The 18,144-nt window shown below is 69.7% G+C and carries 15 protein-coding genes; 8 read left to right on the top strand and 7 right to left on the bottom strand.

Annotated features, from left to right (window positions below):
• The first annotated feature begins 121 nt into the window (after nucleotides 1–121).
• Nucleotides 122–2,176, top strand: coding sequence for a bifunctional glycosyltransferase 87/phosphatase PAP2 family protein (locus FNH04_RS21770; protein WP_322723491.1), 2,055 nt, complete (start codon nucleotides 122–124; stop codon nucleotides 2,174–2,176).
• A gap of 75 nt (nucleotides 2,177–2,251) precedes the next feature.
• Here FNH04_RS21770 and FNH04_RS21765 read toward each other — a convergent pair whose 3' ends face one another.
• Nucleotides 2,252–3,244 (bottom strand): ribosome-inactivating family protein, encoded by a 993-nt coding sequence (locus FNH04_RS21765; protein WP_194236764.1) that lies wholly within the window; start codon nucleotides 3,242–3,244, stop codon nucleotides 2,252–2,254.
• 269 nt (nucleotides 3,245–3,513) lie between these two features.
• Between FNH04_RS21765 and FNH04_RS21760 the strand changes: the two genes are divergently transcribed.
• Nucleotides 3,514–4,980, top strand: coding sequence for an APC family permease (locus FNH04_RS21760; RefSeq protein ID WP_322723490.1), 1,467 nt, complete (start codon nucleotides 3,514–3,516; stop codon nucleotides 4,978–4,980).
• 102 nt (nucleotides 4,981–5,082) lie between these two features.
• On the opposite strand, the gene FNH04_RS21755 is transcribed toward FNH04_RS21760, so the two are convergent.
• Nucleotides 5,083–6,321: a cytochrome P450 gene (locus tag FNH04_RS21755; RefSeq protein WP_152786767.1), complete on the bottom strand. Its 1,239-nt coding sequence runs from the start codon at nucleotides 6,319–6,321 to the stop codon at nucleotides 5,083–5,085.
• Nucleotides 6,322–6,654: 333 nt separating this feature from the next.
• Between FNH04_RS21755 and FNH04_RS21750 the strand changes: the two genes are divergently transcribed.
• Nucleotides 6,655–7,824 carry a steroid 3-ketoacyl-CoA thiolase gene (locus FNH04_RS21750; RefSeq protein ID WP_152786765.1) on the top strand — a complete coding sequence of 390 codons (1,170 nt, stop codon included), beginning with the start codon at nucleotides 6,655–6,657 and terminating at the stop codon, nucleotides 7,822–7,824.
• Here FNH04_RS21750 and FNH04_RS21745 read toward each other — a convergent pair.
• Nucleotides 7,821–8,111: a DUF397 domain-containing protein gene (locus FNH04_RS21745; RefSeq protein WP_152786763.1), complete on the bottom strand. Its 291-nt coding sequence runs from the start codon at nucleotides 8,109–8,111 to the stop codon at nucleotides 7,821–7,823. The two genes, FNH04_RS21750 and FNH04_RS21745, sit on opposite strands and share 4 nt — an antisense overlap.
• Nucleotides 8,071–8,919: a helix-turn-helix domain-containing protein gene (locus tag FNH04_RS21740; RefSeq protein ID WP_322723489.1), complete on the bottom strand. Its 849-nt coding sequence runs from the start codon at nucleotides 8,917–8,919 to the stop codon at nucleotides 8,071–8,073. The genes FNH04_RS21745 and FNH04_RS21740 overlap by 41 nt, the downstream gene beginning before the upstream one ends.
• A gap of 92 nt (nucleotides 8,920–9,011) precedes the next feature.
• Between FNH04_RS21740 and FNH04_RS21735 the strand changes: the two genes are divergently transcribed.
• The 3 genes from FNH04_RS21735 to FNH04_RS21725 are packed head-to-tail and all read left to right on the top strand — an operon-like array spanning nucleotide 9,012 to nucleotide 14,537.
• On the top strand, nucleotides 9,012–9,452 hold the full coding sequence (locus FNH04_RS21735) for an ATP-binding protein (protein ID WP_322723487.1): 441 nt from the start codon (nucleotides 9,012–9,014) through the stop codon (nucleotides 9,450–9,452).
• 31 nt (nucleotides 9,453–9,483) lie between these two features.
• Nucleotides 9,484–10,317, top strand: coding sequence for a hypothetical protein (locus tag FNH04_RS21730; protein WP_152786761.1), 834 nt, complete (start codon nucleotides 9,484–9,486; stop codon nucleotides 10,315–10,317).
• The gene (locus tag FNH04_RS21725; RefSeq protein ID WP_322723485.1) at nucleotides 10,314–14,537 is read left to right on the top strand and encodes a caspase family protein; all 4,224 of its coding nucleotides are present in this window, start codon (nucleotides 10,314–10,316) and stop codon (nucleotides 14,535–14,537) included. Before FNH04_RS21730 ends, FNH04_RS21725 begins: the two co-directional genes overlap by 4 nt.
• On the opposite strand, the gene FNH04_RS21720 is transcribed toward FNH04_RS21725, so the two are convergent.
• Nucleotides 14,531–15,124 carry a hypothetical protein gene (locus tag FNH04_RS21720; protein ID WP_152786758.1) on the bottom strand — a complete coding sequence of 198 codons (594 nt, stop codon included), beginning with the start codon at nucleotides 15,122–15,124 and terminating at the stop codon, nucleotides 14,531–14,533. The genes FNH04_RS21725 and FNH04_RS21720 overlap by 7 nt on opposite strands.
• 160 nt (nucleotides 15,125–15,284) lie before the next feature.
• Here FNH04_RS21720 and FNH04_RS21715 point away from each other — a divergent pair, with 160 nt between their 5' ends.
• Together FNH04_RS21715 and FNH04_RS21710 are read left to right on the top strand one after the other, a co-directional pair.
• Nucleotides 15,285–16,199, top strand: coding sequence for a DUF1963 domain-containing protein (locus FNH04_RS21715; protein WP_152786756.1), 915 nt, complete (start codon nucleotides 15,285–15,287; stop codon nucleotides 16,197–16,199).
• A gap of 213 nt (nucleotides 16,200–16,412) precedes the next feature.
• The gene (locus tag FNH04_RS21710) at nucleotides 16,413–17,087 is read left to right on the top strand and encodes a phosphotransferase (RefSeq protein WP_152786754.1); all 675 of its coding nucleotides are present in this window, start codon (nucleotides 16,413–16,415) and stop codon (nucleotides 17,085–17,087) included.
• Here the strand turns inward: FNH04_RS21710 and FNH04_RS21705 are convergent.
• Nucleotides 17,081–17,521: a nuclear transport factor 2 family protein gene (locus FNH04_RS21705; protein ID WP_152786752.1), complete on the bottom strand. Its 441-nt coding sequence runs from the start codon at nucleotides 17,519–17,521 to the stop codon at nucleotides 17,081–17,083. The genes FNH04_RS21710 and FNH04_RS21705 overlap by 7 nt on opposite strands.
• Nucleotides 17,522–17,563: 42 nt before the next feature.
• Nucleotides 17,564–18,144: MBL fold metallo-hydrolase (locus tag FNH04_RS21700; RefSeq protein WP_152786750.1), on the bottom strand; the 581-nt coding region annotated here is incomplete at its 5' end.

Raw genomic sequence — 18,144 nt, 5'->3', positions numbered from 1 at the left:
AAGCGGGGGTTGCCTGCGTCCCTTGGTGGGGCGGTGCGAGTCGCCACGGGAATTCTTAGGGTTCGCACATGACCGACACAAGGGACGGACGGGACGAGCGGGGCGGGAGGTCCGACGGGGCGTGGCGAACGCGGAGCAGGGCAGTCCGGGGAATGTCTTCGGGACGGAGGCGGTGACCACACGGCTGGGGGCACTCCGCATCGTGCTGTGGCTGGTGGCCGCACTCCTGGCCGTACGGCAGATCGCCGTCGCGCTGAGTACGCCCAAGGGGGAGCGGCTGACGGATCTGGAGACGTGGGTCGGGCCCAACGGCGTGCTGCACGTGAAGGGCTCGCTGTACGAGTCGACGCAGTTCACGGGTACGCCGTTGGGCGGTCTCGTCCTCAAGCCCCTCACTCGTTCGGCTGAACAGGCTCTCGGCTGGGGCTGGACCTTCGGCACGCTCCTGCTCGTCGTCGCCCTGGGTCTGATCGCCGCCCGTGCCCTGCCCCAGCCCGTCTCCCGGCGTACGGCCCTGCTCGCCGCGCCGGTGGCGGTCAGCCTGCTGATGCTGTCGCTGCCCGTCCGCAACACCCTGTACCTGGGCCAGACCAGCATCATCCCGGTCCTGCTGGTGCTGGCCGGGTGCTTCGCGGTCCGGGGTGAGCGGACGAGCGGGGTCCTGATCGGTGTCGCGGCAGCCCTTCAGCCGACCGTGCTGCTGTTCACGCCGCTGCTGTGGTTCACCGGGCGCCGTCGCGCCGCCGTCTCCACCGGGATCACGTTCGCCGCGTGCACCGGCCTCGCCTGGGCCGCGATGCCGCACGACTCGTACACCTACTGGGTGAACCACCTCGCGGGCGTCGGCCTGGGCGGCAAGGCGGACGATCTCGCCAACCAGTCCCTCCACGGCGCGCTGCTGCGGCTCGGGCTCTCCGGGCCGCTGGAGATCGCGCTGTTCCTGCTGCTGGGCGCCGCCGTCGCCGTGGTGGGACTGCGGCGGGCCGTGCGGTACGCGCGCGACGGGCAGCTGCTGCTCGCGGTGGCGATCACCGGCTGTGTCGCCATCGCCGTGTCGCCCACGACCTGGCAGCACCAGCTGCTGTGGGTGCTGCTCGCGGTGGTCGGCCGGGTGGGTCGGAAGGCGTCCGGCCGCTCTGTGTGGCCGGTCGCCGTCATCCTGGTGATGACGCTGCCGGCGAAGATGATGCTGCCGAACGTGGCTCCGCTGCACCCCCTGCGTGACAACGTCATCCTGCTGGCCGTGCTCGCCGCCGCCCTGGTCGTCCCGTTCCTGTCCCGTACCTCGCCGTACTACCAGACGCCGATCCCCACCGAGTACGCCGAGCCGGTCCCGGCCCTCCCCCGGAGCCAGGAGGCCCTGGGCGGCGCCCCCAGGAGACTCGTCCCGCTCCTGCCCTTCCTGCGCCGGGTCGTCACTCGCCCGAACCTGCTCCTCGAACTGCTGCTGATCCGCGTCACCTACGCCGCCTACCAGCGGGTCCGGCTCGCGGCCACCGGTGAGCGGGGCGCCGCCGAGGAGCACGGCGAGGAGATCCTGTCGCTCGAGAAGGCCCTGTTCATGGACATCGAGCACTGGGCCAACCACGCGGTGGTGAAGATCGACTGGCTGCGGGAGTACTTCGACTTCTACTACGCGTCGTTCCACTTCGTCGTCCCGCTGGCGGTCCTCGGCGTCCTCTACGCCCGCCGCCCCGGCGACTACCGCTGGGCCCGCTCGTCGCTCGGCTTCGCCACCGTGCTCGCGCTGTTCGGCTTCTGGCTCTACCCGCTGGCCCCGCCGCGCCTGATGCCGAACCTGGGGATCATCGACACCATCCACGGTGTGCAGGACTTCTCCAAGCCGGACTACGGCACGCTGACCGCGCTCACCAACCAGTACGCGGCGATGCCCTCGCTGCACTTCGGCTGGTCCCTGTGGTGCGGTGTGGTGATCGCGGTACTGGCGCCCAGGTGGTGGATGAAGGGGCTCGGCCTGCTGCATCCCTTCTTCACGGTCATCGCGATCGTGGTGACCGGCAACCACTGGATCCTGGACGCGGTGGGCGGCGCGGCCGTGGTGGGCGCGGGCTTCGGGCTGACGTACCTCTTCCAGGGTCCGCGCGCCCGTACGGTGGCGAAGGCGGCGGAGATCAGCAGCGATCGGGGGCGCGCGAAGGACCGTACCCGGAGCTGATCCGGTGCGCCCGCGCGGTGGAGGGTGCCGAGGCCCACGGCTCGGCCGGCCGGCCGTGGGCCGTTCTCGGCGTCACTACGTCTTGGCCTGCAGGAGGGCGACGGCGAGGAGGGCGGCCGCTCCCCCCAGGGTGGTCTCGACGAAGTCGACCGTGGACGGATCGTTGTCCCTGATGTCGATGTTGATGGGCGTACGGTCGTTCATGTTGTTGACCATCTGGTCCGAGACGTTCCCCCAGCTGTTCATCAGCGCGGCGTCGTTGCCGGTGACGGTGTACTGGCCGTTGGGGGCGAAGGCCTGCCCGAAAGCCTGCTGCAGGGGATCGAACCTCGCGCCCTCCGCGATGGTCATGATGAAGATCATCGCGGCTTCGGCCGTCATGTCCGTGCGGGCCCTCACGGTCGAGGCTCGAATGTCCCTGAACGCCTGCTCCATCACCGGCCCGCTCAGCGTGAGGCCTGTCCGGGCCCGGCCGACCCGCTCCAGATCGGTGTAGCTGCCGTTGAACTTGAGGTTCCTGTTGACGGCCTCGTTGCCGCGCGGGTCCGAGCCGAAGTACCCGGGGTTCGGTGCGTCGCCCTGGAACCACAGAATCTCGCCACCGTCGCCCTGAGTCGAGGGCGTGACCTGCCAGCCGATGAGGAACAGGTCCCGAGCCCGGAAGATCAGACGGACGTTCGGCGCGTCCGAGGAACTTGCGACTCCGCTGTGCCACACCTCGACGGCGAAGATGTCGTCATTCGTTACTTCCTTTCCGTTCTCGGTCACGGTGGGATTGGTCTGCAGGACCGAGTCCCGCAGCACCGCTCCGCCGGTCGCCCGCTGGCGTACCTGATTGATCATGCGGTTGTACGCGGACTGGCCGCCGTTGACGTCCCAGACGATGTCCCTGGCATCGTCGATGGCGCTGGCCTTCTGCTCGAACTGCGGGGCCACCACGGCCCAGCCGCCCAGGATCGTGGCGACGGCGAGGAAGGACACCAGGAACTTCCCCCTCAGCCAGCGGGAACGGCGTTTGTGGCCAGGGCCGCCGGCCCGGCCGGCTGCTGCTGTTGTGTCCAGCGGCATGTCGGAGACTCTCTCTCGTGGTGGATCGTGGACCGCTCGCGGTCCCGTGCGCGTTGTGCACCCTGTTCGAGAGAGCCGGACGTCACCAGAGTCAAAAATCCCTACCAGCCGGTACTTATCGGAATCCGCGTCGGACCCGGACGGCATTCATCGGAATCCACACAGGACGGTGTCGCAAACATGGACCAAGTGGAGCGAAGGGGACACTGGTCGGGCCCCTGCCCCGGCGGCCCGAGCCGGAGGCGCTGACGGAAGGTGAGGTGGCCGACGTGGTGGAGGCTTCGACGGACGTGCAGGACGGCGGGGGTTCCGTCGAGCTCGGGGGCTACCAGCAGGAGCTGAAACGGACGCTCGGCTCCTTCCAGGTGTTCGCGATCTCGTTCGCGTTCATCTCGGTGGCGGTCGGCATCTTCGCGACCTACGACGAGGTGCTGCTGACCGCGGGGCCGGTGGGGATCTGGCTCTGGCTGATCGCGGCGGTGGGGCAGACCCTGGTGGCGCTGGTCGTCGCGCAGTTCGCGGCCCGTATCCCGCTCAGCGGTTCCTCCTACCAGTGGGCCTCGCGGCTGGCCAACCCGAAGATCGGCTGGGGCTTCGGCTGGCTGACCTTCTGCTATCTGGCGATCGCCGTGGTGGCGATCGACAACGCTCTCGCGAGCCAGGCGTTCATGCCGCTCGCTGGTATCGACCCGGACGAGGGCACCGCCCGCGTGATCACGCTGGTGGTCCTGCTCATCCAGACCCTGCTCGCGGTGGCCTCGACACGCATCATCAGCGTGATCAACTCGGTCGCGGTGGGACTCGAACTCGCGCTCGTCGTGGTCGTGGCGATCGCGCTCGTCGTCGCCGTGCTGGTCACGGGCGACGGCGCGGCCGGCAACCTCGTCTCGCGCGGTGTCACGGCGGGCGCCTCCGACTACTTCGCCGTCGGCGGCGGGCTGATGCTCGCGATGATCATGGGTCTCGCCACGCTCGTCGGCTTCGACTCCGCGGCGAACCTGGCCGAGGAGGCCAAGGACCCCCACCGCAGCGTCCCGCGCGCGATCGTGGGCTCGGTCATGGCGGCCGGACTCCTGGGCATCCTGTTCCTGATCACGCTCACCGTCGCGATCGAGGACATCCCCCGGATCACCACCGACGGATCGCCGGTCGCGGCGATCATGCGGGACCGGCTCGGGCCGGGGACGGAGAGGGTGCTGCTGGTCGCGATCACGTTCGCGTTCTTCGGCGCCGGGATCGTGGTACTGGTCGCGTGCTCGCGGCTGGTCTTCGCGATGTCACGCGACTCGCGCTTCCCCGCGCACCGCCTGATGCGCCGGGTCAACCCCCGCACGCAGACGCCGATCCCGGCGACGGTCCTGATCCTCGTCCTGGGCGTCGTTCTGATGGTCGCGCTGCCGGGCTCCGCACTGCTGGAGCTGATCACGGCATCGACGATCCTGCCCGCGCTCATCTACGGCTCGACGATCGTCCTCTATCTGGCGGTACGCGGGCGACTGGCGCGCAAGAAGGGCGCGTTCGACCTCGGGCGCTTCGAGCTGCCGGTCGCCGTCTGCGCACTGGTCTGGACGCTCGTCGCGCTGTTCGTGCTGGTGTCACCCAGGGAGGCGCTGGTTCCCGTCGTGATCGTGGCCGGTCTGCTCGTCGCGGGCGGACTGTTCTTCCTCGTCATGCTGAAGCGCGACCGCGAGGCCCTGGAGAGCGAGCCGGGCGACGGGGACGCCTTCACGCACTGACGTTCACCGTAGGTAGGGGGACGTACGCAGTGGGCAGTGGTACGGGCCGACGGCGCCGGGAACGCCGTCGGCCCGAGTTCGTGGGGGTCGGTTCGCCGGAGGTCAGTCCGCGGTGATCTGGAGTTCCTTCACCCCGTTGATCCACGCGGAGCGCAGGCGGCGCGGGTCGCCGGCCGGTTTGAGGTCGGGCATGGCGTCGGCTATCGCGTTGAAGATGAGGTTGATCTCCAGGACCGCCAGGGACTTGCCCAGGCAGAAGTGGGGGCCGCCGCCTCCGAAGCCCAGATGGGGGTTGGGGTCCCGGGTGATGTCGAAGGTGTCCGGGTTCTCGAAGACCTCGGGGTCGTGGTTGGCGGAGGAGTAGAAGAGGCCGACGCGGTCGCCCTTCCTGATCTGCTGTCCGCCCAGTTCGGTGTCCTGGGTGGCCGTGCGCTGGAAGGAGATGACCGGGGTGCCCCAGCGCACGATCTCCTCGGCGGTGGTCTCCGGGCGCTCCCGCTTGTAGAGCTCCCACTGGTCGGGGTGGGTCAGGAAGGCGTGCATGCCGTGGCTGATGGCGTTGCGGGTCGTCTCGTTGCCCGCGACCGACAGCGCGAGGACGAAGAAACCGAACTCGTCCGAGGCCAGGCTGCCCTCGTCCTCCGCCGCCACCAGCTTGGTGACGATGTCCTGGGCCGGGCACTGCTTGCGGTCGGCGGCCATGTTCATGGCGTAGGCGATGAGTTCGGTGGCGGACTCCTGGCCGACCTCCTCGGTGATGGCGTACTCCGGGTCGTCGTACGCGATCATCTTGTTGGACCAGTCGAAGATCTTGGCCCGGTCGTCCTGCGGGATGCCGATCAGCTCCGCGATGGCCTGGAGAGGGAGTTCGCAGGCGATCTGCGTGACGAAGTCGAACGGGCCGGAGTGGCTGTTCACCGCGTTCCGCACGATCGACTGCGCGCGCGTCCGCAGCGTGTCCTCCAGCGCCCGGATCGCCCGCGGCGTGAAGCCCCGCTGCACGATCTGGCGCACCCGTGTGTGCTCCGGCGGGTCCATGTTCAGGATGATCAGCCGCTGCGCGTCGATCGCGTCGCGCTCGATGTGCTCGTTGAAGCGGATGATCGCCGTGTTGAGCGTCGAGGAGAACAGCTCGGGATGCGTGGACACGTACTTGACGTCCTCGTGCCGGGTGACGGCCCAGTAGCCCTCGTCCGCGAACCCGGCTACGTTCCCCGCCTGCGGGATCCAGCAGACCGGTTCCGTGCGGCGCAGTTCGGCGAACTCCGGGAAGGGCACACGGTGGTGCACCAGGTCGGGGTCGGTGGGGTCGAACCCCTCGGGCAGCGCTGGACAGGGCATGGGCAACTCCAGGTGTCGCGCAGCGCAGTGTCTTCGAAGCCGTTTCTGACGGTGCCCGACTTTCTGACGGTTCATCAGAAGTCGGGAATTGCCGTGAAGGTAGTAACCGGTTCTACAAGTAGCAAGGGGTAGGGCGGGCCCAATTGCTCGCGGGATTCCGGCAGATCGCGACTTCGGCCGCTGCACGACCCTTGCGGCAGCGGACGCCCCGTCAGCACACTGCATACGGAACTAGAACGCGTACTAGTTCTGCGTGGCGGGTGGCCGGGACGCCCGCGCCGCGCGGGTGAGCGGGGCCTGATCCGCCGGACAGGCCCTCGGAGAGGAGCTCCCATGGCCGCGGAACCCGTGATCGTCGAAGCCGTACGCACCCCCATCGGCAAGCGCGGAGGCGCGCTGGCCAATCTGCACCCCGCCTATCTCCTGGGCGAGACCTACCGTGAACTCCTGGGCCGCACCGGCATCCAGGCCGACTGTGTCGAGCAGATCGTCGGCGGCACGGTGACCCACGCCGGCGAACAGTCCATGAACCCCGCCCGCACGGCCTGGCTGACCATGGGCCTCCCCTACGAGACCGCGGCGACGACCGTCGACTGCCAGTGCGGGTCCTCGCAGCAGGCCTCCCACATGGTGGCCAACATGGTCGCGGCCGGGGTCATCGACGTGGGCATCTCGTGCGGGGTCGAGTCCATGTCGCGGGTGCCGCTGGGGTCCGGCTCCAAGCACGGCCCGGGCAAGCCGTTCCCCGACGAGTGGAACGTCGATCTGCCGAACCAGTTCGAGGCGGCGGAGAGGATCGCGAGGCATCGGGGGCTGACGAGGCAGGACGTGGACGCGCTGGGGCTCACCTCCCAGGAGCGGGCGGCGACCGCCTGGGCCGAGGAGCGGTTCAAACGGGAGACCTTCGCCGTCCAGGTGCCCACCACGGAGGAGGAGCAGCACGCCGGACAGGGCATGTGGCGGCTCGTCGACCACGACCAGGGGCTGCGCGACACGTCCATGGAGGCCCTGGCGAAGCTGAAGCCGATCATGCCGAACGCGGTGCACACCGCGGGCAACTCGTCACAGATCTCCGACGGGGCCGCCGCGATCATGTGGGCGTCCAAGCGGATGGCGCGGGCGCTGAAGCTGAAGCCGAGGGCGCGGATCGTCGCCCAGGCGCTGGTGGGGGCGGACCCCCACTTCCACCTCGACGGCCCGATCGACGCGACGCGCGCCGTGCTCGGGAAGGCGGGCATGTCCCTGAAGGACATCGACATCGTGGAGATCAACGAGGCGTTCGCGTCCGTGGTGCTGAGCTGGGCGCAGGTCTTCGAGCAGAGCCTGGACAAGGTGAACGTCAACGGGGGAGCGATCGCGCTGGGTCACCCCGTGGGGTCGACCGGGGCGCGGCTCATCACGACGGCGCTGCACGAACTGGAGCGTGCGGACAAGGAGTTCGCGCTGATCACGATGTGTGCCGGCGGCGGACTGGCCACCGGCACGATCATCCAGCGGCTCTAGGCGTCCGCCGCTGCCCAGGTGACGAAGGTCGTGAACGCGGCGGGGCCGAGGGTGAGGTGCGGCCCCGCCGGGTTCTTCGAGTCGCGTACGGCGATGGTGGGGGCGGAGGTGAGGGTGCGGGGGGTTTCGGCGATCTCGATGCAGTTGCCGCCTTGGTCGCTGCTGTACGACGACTTGCGCCAGGCGAGGGGGCCGAGGGGGGCGCATTCGACGCACTCGCCGCCCTGGTCGCTGCTGTAGCTGGACTTACGCCACCGGGCCCCCGTCGGGATCGCGGTGCTCTCCATAGCGTTCCTCCATCACGCGTCGGATCAGGTCCGCCGAGTCCTTGAGGGAGAGAGCGGCAGCCTGAAGGTGATCGTAACGGAGCGAACAGTCCTTGACCGTGTCCGGGTTGGCGGTGGGATGCCCGCTCCCGTAGCCCTCGGTGTAGAGAATTTCCGGATCCCGTGCGAAGCGGAAGAGGGTGAATGAGCCTGTTAGCCCTGCGTGCGCCCCGGCCGAGAACGGCAGCACCTGGATGTTGATCCGTGGATTGCCGTCGAACGACAACAGGTGGGCGAGTTGCCCCCTCATGACCTCCCGGCCGCCGATCTCCTGGTGCAGCGCGGCCTCGCTGAGGATCGCCCACAGCACCGGCGGCTCCTCCTTCTCGAAGATGCGCTGACGGGCGAGTCGTACGGCGGTCCGGTCGTCGAGGTCGGTCTGGTCCAGCGCGCCGAGCACGGCACGGACGTACCCCTCGGTCTGGAGGAGACCGTGGATCATGTGCGTCTGGAAGGTGCAGATCTGGATCGCCCGCGCCTCCAGCTCCGCCACCTGCTGGAACCAGGCCGGAAGCTGACTGCGCATCACCAGCTCGAGCAGCCGGGTCAGCGACCCGCCCGTCCCCAGCGCCGCGTCCGACCGCTCGCTGAACGCCGGTGTCGGCAGCTTCCGGGCCGTCTCGATCTGACCGACCAGGGAGCCCGTGTAGTTGATGATGTCGCCGAGCTGTCTCTGGGTGAGCCCCGCCGCTTCGCGGTATCGGCGCAGCTCGTACCCGTAGTAGTCGAGCGGTGAGGCGCCCGGGTCCAGGGCGTTGATGTGGGTCACGTGGGGTTCCCCTTCGCGCAACTCGGTCCACAACGGAACCTGTTGTATTCGTTCGGTAGCCGACGGTAGTCGCGAGCGGTCACTATCGTGGCGTGAACGGATACATTCCCCCCATCCTGGCGGCCCCGCGCCCCGCCCAGTACCGCATGCGGCTCACCGTCCAGGAGCACTCGGCCCGGTACATCCGGCGCATCGTTCGGTTCCATCTGCGCGAGTGGGGCCTGGCGGAGCTGGCCGACGCCGTGGAGCTGGGGGTGACCGAGCTGGTCGCCAACGTCGTACGCCATGTGCCGGACCGGCGGTGCGAGTTGCTGTTGCTGCGGGCCGCGGCGGGGGTGCGTGTGGAGGTCGCGGACGGTTCTCCCCGACTGCCCGTCATGCCCGGCGACCTGTCCATGGAGGCGGAGGGCGGGCGTGGACTCCTGCTGGTCGAGGCGGTGGCGGACAAGTGGGGTGTGGAGGCCAGGGGCGGGGGAGGCAAGGCGGTCTGGTTCGAATGCGGGGTGGCGGTGGAGCCCCTCCCTCTAGAGTGAGGAGACCTGCGAGACTCGGGGGAACGGGGCTATGGCGCGGATTGTCGGTGTGCACGGGGTGGGCAAGCAGCGGCTGGGAAGCAACACGCTGCTGAAGGACTGGGAGCCGACGCTCGCCGACGGACTGGACAGGGCGGGCGGTTCAAAGCTGTCACCGGGTGATCTGCACATGGCGTTCTACGGTGACCTGTTCCGGCCCCCGGGCTCCACACTGGCCGTCGGGGACCCCATGTTCACGGCGGACGACGTGGAGGAGGGCCTCGAAACCGAGTTGCTGCTGGAGTGGTGGGCGGCCTGCGCGCGGGTCGATCCGGCCGTTCCGCCGCCGGGAGGGGACACGCTGGCGCGTTCCCCGCGTGCGGTGCAGACGGCCGTGCGCGTCCTCCAGCACTCGCGGTACTTCGCCGATGTCACCTTGCGCGGCCTTGTCTTCGATCTGAAGCAGGTGCGTCGCTATCTGACGGACGCCGACCTGCGGGCCGAGGCCCGCGGCCGGGTGGAGGAGGCGATCGGGCCGGACACGCGGGTGGTCGTCGCGCACTCGCTCGGCTCGGTCGTCGCGTACGAGGCGCTGTGCGCGCGGTCCGACCACCAGGTGCGGGCGCTGGTGACGATGGGGTCGCCGCTGGGGATGAGAATGGTCTTCGACCGGCTGCGGCCCGAGCCGGGCGCCTGGCCGGGGACCGTGTCGTGGACGAACGTCGTGGACGAGGGTGACGTCGTGGCGGCGGTGAGGGACCTGTCCCTGTTCTTCGGTACGGGGGTGGCCGGAAGGGTCGTACACAACGGCTCGCACGCGCATGACGCCACGCTGTACCTCACGGCGAAGGAGACGGGCGAGGCGGTGGCGGAGGGTTTGGGGTGAGTGACGGGGCCGTGGCGGCCGAGGGTCCTCGGCGCTTTCTGATCGCGACCGCCGTCAGCCACTACCCGAACGCGCCCGAGTGGGACCGGCCCGGGCTGGTCGAGGCCCGTCGCAGGATGGTGGAGCTGTTCACGGACAGGCTCGGGTACGAGCATGTGTCCGACCTGGGGCTGAACCCGACGAAGCACCAACTGCTCCGGGAGATGAGGGAGTTCTGCCGGGCGCCCGAGCGGCGTCCGGACGACATCGTGGCGGTGTACGTCGCCGGGCACGGCGAGGTGCTGCCCAACGGCGAGTACGTACTGCTGACGTCGGACACCGAGCCGGACGACCTGTACGACGCGATGCTGCCGGGGGACCTGGCCCGCAAGATCCTGGCCGGGACGAAGGTGCGCCGGCTGCTGCTGATGCTCGACACGTGCTTCTCCGGGCAGGGCGGTAACGAACTGCTCGCGGCGATGGCGAAGTTGAAGAACGGCTGGCGGGAGGAGAACGCGGGACTTGCGGTGGTCACGTCCGCGCAGCCGAACGAACTGGCCCGGACCGGAGCGTTCCCCGAGCTCCTGTCGGAGGCGGTGAACAGCCTGGCCACGGCCGGTTACACACCCGAGCTGCTGGCCCTGGACGCGGTGGTCAGCGCCACGCGCAACAACGACAAGCGCCCCGACTTCCAGCACATCGGCCTGGAGATCATCGGCCTGACCGGCGAGATCCCTCCCTTCCTGCCCAACGCCAAGCACAGCAAGCGGCTGTCCCACACGGACATGGCCCTGCAGCAGGCGGCGGAGTGGGAGGAGCAGGACCAGCGGCGGGACGTGGAGTTCCGGACGCGGTTGCTGCGGCGGGCGATGGGGCACAGCGACCAGAACCGGGTGGGGTGGTGGTTCTCGGGACGGCACCGAGCGCTGAGGGACATCACCGACTGGCTCGGCGAGCTGCCGGAGGAGCGCCGGGCGCTCGTGGTCACCGGCGACCCGGGCTCGGGCAAGACGGCCGTACTGGGCCTGCTGACGGCGGTGAGCGACCCTGAGTACCGGCGGACGGTGCCGCTGGCGAGCCTGGGGCTGAGGGACGCGCAGCTTCCCCGCCCGAGGGCGATCGGCACGGCGGTGTACGCGCAGAACCTCACCGACCAGCAGGTCGTACGGGCGCTCGCGGCGGCGCTGCGACTGCCGCCGACGGATGTGGTGGCGGACCTGCTCAACCACCTGAACGCGAGGCCGGAGCCGGAGCGGCCGTCGGTCGTGGTGATCGACGGTCTGGACGAGGCGGTGTCCCCGGCTGCCCTGTGCGGCCAGGTGCTGCGCCCGCTGATGGAGCTGGCGGGGCCCCATCTGCGGTTGCTGCTGGGCACGCGTCCTCATCTTCTCGGTCCGCTGGGAATGGACCGGGCCGAGCACATCGACCTGGACTCGCCCCGGTACGCCGATCCGCAGGCGGTGCTGGTCTACACGGTGCGCAATCTGATCGACGCGCACCCCGAGTCGCCGTACGTGGACTGCTTCTACCGTGACCGGCTCGCTGTGGCCGAGGCGGTCTCGGCGGCGGCCGGTCACTCCTTCCTCGTCGCGCGTATCACCGCGGGCACGCTCGCGGCGACGCCGACGCTGCCCGATGTGGGGGACCCCGAGTGGCGCAGGTCGCTGCCGCGCGCCGCCGCCGACGCGATGCACCGCGACCTGCACCAGCGGTTCGGTGACGAGCGGGCGAGGGCGGTCCTGGACCTGTTGCGGCCGTTGGCGTACGCCGAGGGGCAGGGGCTGCCGTGGGAGGACATCTGGGCGCCGCTCGCGTCGGAGGTGTCCGGGCGCCGGTACACCAACCAGGACCTGCACCAGCTGCGGCGGGACGCGGGTGCGTACGTGGTGGAGGCCGTGGAGGACGGACGGTCGGTGTACCGGCTGTACCACGAGTCGATGGCGGAGTATCTGCGGCAGGGGCAGGACGCGGGGCGGGTGCATCGTGCGTTTGCGGTGGCGCTGCGACGGGCGGTGCCGTATCAGCTGGACGGGACGCCTGACTGGGCGCGGGCCCATCCCTATGCGGTGCGGCATTTGGCCGCGCATGCGGCGATGGGCGGTGTGCTCGATACGTTACTGGTGGACACCGAGTATCTGGTGCACGCGGATTGCGGCACGTTGGCGCTCCAACTGCTGAAGGCCGAGAGCGAGACCGCGCGGTTGAACGCGGCGGTCTATCTCGTGTCCCTGAACGTCCATCGTGATCTCGATGTGCCGAGCCGCCGCCGAGTCATGGCGGTGAACGCCGCCCGCTTCAATGCGTCGGCCCTTCTCGAGACGCTCAACAGCCGGGCGGGCGACCGGGAGTGGAGACCCGTTGCCGCGACAGGTTCGCAGGTGTCGGGCAACATGCGCCACGTCTTCGCGGGGCACACCAAGGCCGTGCGCGCCGTGGCGTGTACGGAACTGGACGGCCGCGCGGTCGCCGTCTCGGGTTCCTGGGACAGCGCCGTACGGATCTGGGACCTGACCACCGGTCAGTCCCTCGGAGGACCGCTGACAGGCCACACCGGCGGAGTGTCCGCAGTGGCGTGTACGGAACTGGATGGCCGCCCGGTCGCAGTCACGGGCTCCGAGGACGGCACGGTGCGGATCTGGGACCTGGGCACCCGTCAGCCTTTCGGGTGGCGCCTGACCAGCCCCGTGAAGCCGGTGCGCGAGCTGGCGTGTACGGAGCTGGACGGTCGCCCGATTGCCGTCGCAAGGTCCGTGGACGAGGCCATGTGGATCTGTGACCTGACCACCGGTCAGCTTGTGGGCGAGCCCATGAAGGTCCGGAGGCTCCTGGCGTGTGCCGTCGTCGATGACCGTCCGGTCGCCGTCACGCGGTCCAGGGACTTTCAGCTGCACGTGTGGGATCTGGCGACCCGGAGTTTTCAGGGTCGGCTGGAGGGCGGCGGAGCGATGTGGATCAGGGAGCTGGCATGTACGGAGCTGGACGGCCGTCCTGTCGCTGTCGGTTGCACATGGCACGGGGAAATGCACATGTGGGATCTGGAGACACGCCGGCACCTGGCCAAGTGGCGTGGCCACAAGGGCCAGGCGATGTCGCTGGTGTGTGCACAACTGAATGGCCGCCGAGTCGCGCTCACCGGCTCCCTCGACGGCGCGATAGGAATCTGGGATCTGACAACCCGCCGACAGGAGCGGATGCTGAAGGGACACAGCACCGCTGTGAAGTCCGTGGCGTGCGCGTCGTTGTCCGGGCAGTTGGCAGTTGTCAGCGGATCGGCCGACGGCACGGTCCGGGTCTGGGATCCTTCCCTTCGACAGGATGTCGGGCGACCCAGGGCCGGGCACACCAACTCGGTCGCCGGCATGGATCTCGTAGCGTTGAACGGGCGGTCTGCCTTCGTCACCGTTGCCGGGGACAACATGGTGCGGGTGTGGGACCTGGCCACGGGTCTGCCTGTGGGCGAACCGATCAGCAAATCCCGTGCCGCGCTGGCGGTGTCCTGTGTGGCACTCGAGGGGCGTCCGGTGGCCGTCACCAGGCATGTGGACAACACGGTGCGGGTGTCGGACATCGAGACGGGTGGGGCCGTGCGTCCGCCCATCAAGCCCTCCACCCACGTAGTGGACGTGACGTGTGCCGCCCTGGACGATCGCCTGGTCGCCGTCGGTGTCTCCGACTCCGAGGTGTACGTGTGGGACCTGTCAACCGGTGAGGAGCTGTACCCGCCCTTCGAAGGCCACACCCATTGGATGTCGAAGGCGACATGTACCGTCCTGGACGGTCGTCCGGTCGCTGTCATCGGTTCGAGCGACAGGAAGTTGCGGATCTGGGATCTGGCTACCGGCCGGCCTGTGGGCAGTCCCGTACCTGGCTGCATGCCGGGCCCCCTCGCCTGCACGGTGCTGGGTGACCGCCCCGTGGCCGTGGGCAACTCGGGCAACAAGGTGCTACGGATGTGGGACCTGCGAACAGGCCGACCTGTCGGACAGCCGATGACAGGCCATACCGAGCCCATGTCCGCTCTGGTATGCACGGAGCTGGACGGCCGCCCCGTCGCCGTCACCGGCTCCGGGGACCACACGGTACGCATCTGGGACCTCCAGACCAGCAGCGCTGTCGACGTCCTCCACCTACCGGGGCCGTGCCGCGCCCTGGCCCTCCACGAAAGCGGCCTCCTCGCCTGCTCCTTCGGCAGCGACGTCGCCGTCTTCAGGCGAACCGGCGACCCGGGCCCGGGTCAGTAGAGAAAGCGGTGCAGCGGCGCCGACTCCGTCAGGAGCATCGTGACCCGGTGGGCCAGGCGCTGCCAGGCGTCCTCCTGGGCGTAGGTCAGGCGGACGTCCTCGTCGTCGGTGGCCGACTCCACGGCGCCGAGGAGGGCGCGCGTGTCGTCGTCGGGGGCGAGGTCCACCAGGGAGAGCACGCGCGCCAGTGTGCCGACCAGGGCGGCGTCTCCGTTCAGCGCGGCCACCACTCCTGACGGGTCCGGAGCGTCCTGGGGTGCCACCAGCGCGCCGGACAGCTCGCGCAGCAGGGCGTAGAGCAGGTCCGTGTCCGTGCGGGAGAGGTCGACGAGGCGCAGGCCCTCATGCTCCCAGCGTCCGTTCGGGGTCAGGACCCGCGGGCCCCGGGACACCGCTTCCGCCAGCGCGGTCCGTATGCGGCGGAAGGCCGTGAGTCCGTCCGTGAACAGGGAGTGGTGGCCCGGCGCTCCCCGCGTGGACTCCGCCAAGGGCGCGAGCAAGTCGCCCTCCACCCGGTCGCACTGGGCATCGAGGTCCGGGTCCACGACGACGAGACGAAGCGACGTGCGCTGTTCCTGCTGCTCCATACCACCACCCTGCCAGGTGGGTCCGACAACGGTTCACGCAGCGTTTGGTCCGGTACCGCTGCCGGACGAGGCACGCGTGGCCCTGCGCGACCCAGGTGTGCGGCGCGGGTTCGGTTGGCCGGCGGTGCGTGCCAACTGCGGGTAGGTACCATGCCTGGCCATGGACTATCACCGCCAATTCCATCGCGAGGCGATCGAACGGGGTATCCCGGAGGACGAGGTCAGCAGGTTCGCCGAGTTCCTGCGTTTCGCGATCTGGACAAGCGAGCGCCCAGGCGGCGTTCCGGTCGGGCGCAGCGGCGGGTTACCCCGGCTGCCGGTGGGCATGGAGTGGCCGTCCTCCGAGCACGGGCCGCTGCCGTTCGTCGCCTCCTTCGACTGTGCGGCGCTTCCCAGGGTCGACGGCCTCGCCCTGCCGGCGGACGGCTCGCTGCTCCTCTTCCTGCACCACGAGTGGGCCCACGACACCTATTCCGTCGCCGACGAGCAGAAGTTCGCGCGGGTTGTGTACGTACCGGCCGGCGCCGACACCGCGACAGCGGAGGAGCCCGACCACGACGAGGACATGTTCTGCAATATGGAGCTCGACTTCGTCGGCCGGGAGTACGACCTCTTCGCCACGGTCAACGCGGAACTGCCCAGCTGGTTCGAGGACGACGATGAGCCTTCACGGTCCGGCAACCAGGAGCACCTGGCTCTCGACCTGGCGCATGTGAAGGAACTCCGCGCTCTGGTCGGAGAGCTCTGGCCGGAAAGCAACGGTCCCGCCGTCTCTCTCGGCGGGTACTCCATGGGCATCGGCGAGCTTGCCACCGACAACATGTACACCACGCCGGAGACCACGATGGCGGAGGACATTCTTGAGGCACGCCAAAAGGCCGGCGAACTCGTTGTCCCGCCGGACGAGTGGGCTCTGCGCCTGGAGGAAGAGGCTCTCCGGGTGATGCGCGAGTGGGTGCCGCTTGCCCAGTTCGATCCGGAAGACGTCTACCTCGCGCGTTTCCTGATCCGCCACGATGACCTCGCCGCCGGTCGATTCGACAAGGCACTGTCCTTCACCGCATTCACCGAATAGGCGGCGCGTCGTCGGCGCACGTCCCGCGACGCACGCCGATCGCCGCGCCACGACAGGGGTCCCCCCTGCTCGAGCGGAGCCGAGAGCTCGGGGAAGGGGCAGTGCCGGATTTGCGCCGGCTTCCCCCTGCACGGGTGTGATGGCGGCCCAGCCACTGCACCGGCCAGTAGGGAAACGTTTCGGGTCGGCCGTGCGCCCCGGTACGTTCGGGCCATGCGGACGGGGAGACTGCTCGGGTCGGGGCGTACGGCGGATGTGTACGAACTCGCGGGCGACGAGGGGTGGGCGCTGCGGCGGTACCGGGACGGGTTCGGGGACGCGGCGGCCGAGGCGGCCGTGATGGAGCACGTGCGCGGGTACGGCTACCCGGTGCCGGAGGTGCGGGCGGCCGACGGTACCGAGATGGTCGTGGAGCGGCTGGCCGGGCCGACGATGCTGGGGGCGTTCGGGCTCGGGCTGCTCGGACCCGCGGAGGCCGGTGCGGCGCTGGGCAGGTTGCTGCGGGACCTGCACGCCCTGCCGCCGCGCGTCTCCAGTGACCCGGCGGTCCGCGTTCTGCACCTCGACCTCCACCCCGAGAACGTGATCGTCACGCCGGACGGCTTCAGGGTCATCGACTGGGCCAACGCGGAGGAGGGGCCGCCCGGACTCGACTGGGGCATCTCCGCGGTGATCCTCGCGCAGGCGGCCGTCTCCGGTGAGCCCCACGCGGAGCCGGCTCGCGAGGTGCTCGGCGCGCTGCTCGCCCAGCAGGGCGGGGACTCCGCGCTCACGGAGCCCGGCCTGGTGGAGGCGGTCGAACGCCGTACGGCCAACCCGACGATGAGCGAGCGGGAGGTCCGACTCCTGGGCGAGGCCGAGGAGTTGGTCCGGGTGCTGGCTCACTGACGGGGTGTCGGTCCGCCGAAGGGCAGATGGAGGGTCCGGGAGGCCAGGAGCCAGGTGCCGGCGGCCTTGCTGAAGGTGTCCTCGTAGGTGCCGATCTGGACCGGGGGCCCGGCGGGGACCATGCCGCCCTGGTGGCCGTCGACGCGGTACGTCGTGAAGTACGAGGTGGCCTCGGCTGTGGTCGGGGACGTGACGGTGACCAGGATGTTCGCCATCAGGCGGCGTGAGAGGCGGTCGGCGGGGCGGGTGCCGAAGTAGTCGCGCAGTGCCGTACGGCCCTTGATCAGCCGCCCGCCCTCCGGCCACTCCCAGGTGCCGTCCTCGGTGAAGAGGTCGGCGACGGAGGACGGTTCGCCCAGGTCGAGGCGGTGGACGAAGTCGAGGACGAGCCGTTCGCAGGCGCGCTCGGCGAGGAGTTGCTCGATGGGGTCCATGGGGATGTGGGTATCAGCAATGACCCTGTCACCACGACCGGTTTACACCGCCACGTACGTCACCGGTTCGCTCCCCGGCACCGCCTCCGCCCGGCCCAGTTTGACCAGGCGGCGCAGGTGGGCCTCCGCCTCGGCGATCGCGATGTTCCTCGATCCGTAGGGGATGTCGGACCAGGGGCGGTTCCACTCCATGCGTTCGGCCAGCTGCCAGGGGGTGAGCGGCTGCGAGAGGAGGGTCAGCAGGTCGGCCAGACGGGACTCGTGGTGGGTCAGCAGCTCCCGTACACGGGACGAGGCGTCGGTGAACGCGTACTGATGGGCCGGGAGGACCTCCGCGGGGGCCAGGCGGTCGATGCGTTCGAGGGAGTCGAGGTAGTCGCCCAGGGGATCCGTCACGGTCGCGTCGTCCGGGTCCTCGTACAGACCGATGTGCGGTGAGATCTCCGGGAGCAGGTGGTCGCCCGAGAACAGGCGGCCCTGGCCCGGCAGTTGGGCCGGGTGGGTCTCCTCCAGGTGGAGGCAGACATGACCGGGGGTGTGGCCCGGGGTCCAGATCGCGCGGAGGCGGCGGCCGGGGAGGTCGAGGAGTTCGCCGGGGACGATCTCGCGGTCGGGCAGGGCGG

It is taken from the genome of Streptomyces phyllanthi (assembly GCF_009377205.1).
Taxonomy (GTDB): Bacteria; Actinomycetota; Actinomycetes; order Streptomycetales; family Streptomycetaceae; genus Streptomyces; species Streptomyces phyllanthi.
This window is presented reverse-complemented; position numbering and strand designations above follow the sequence as displayed.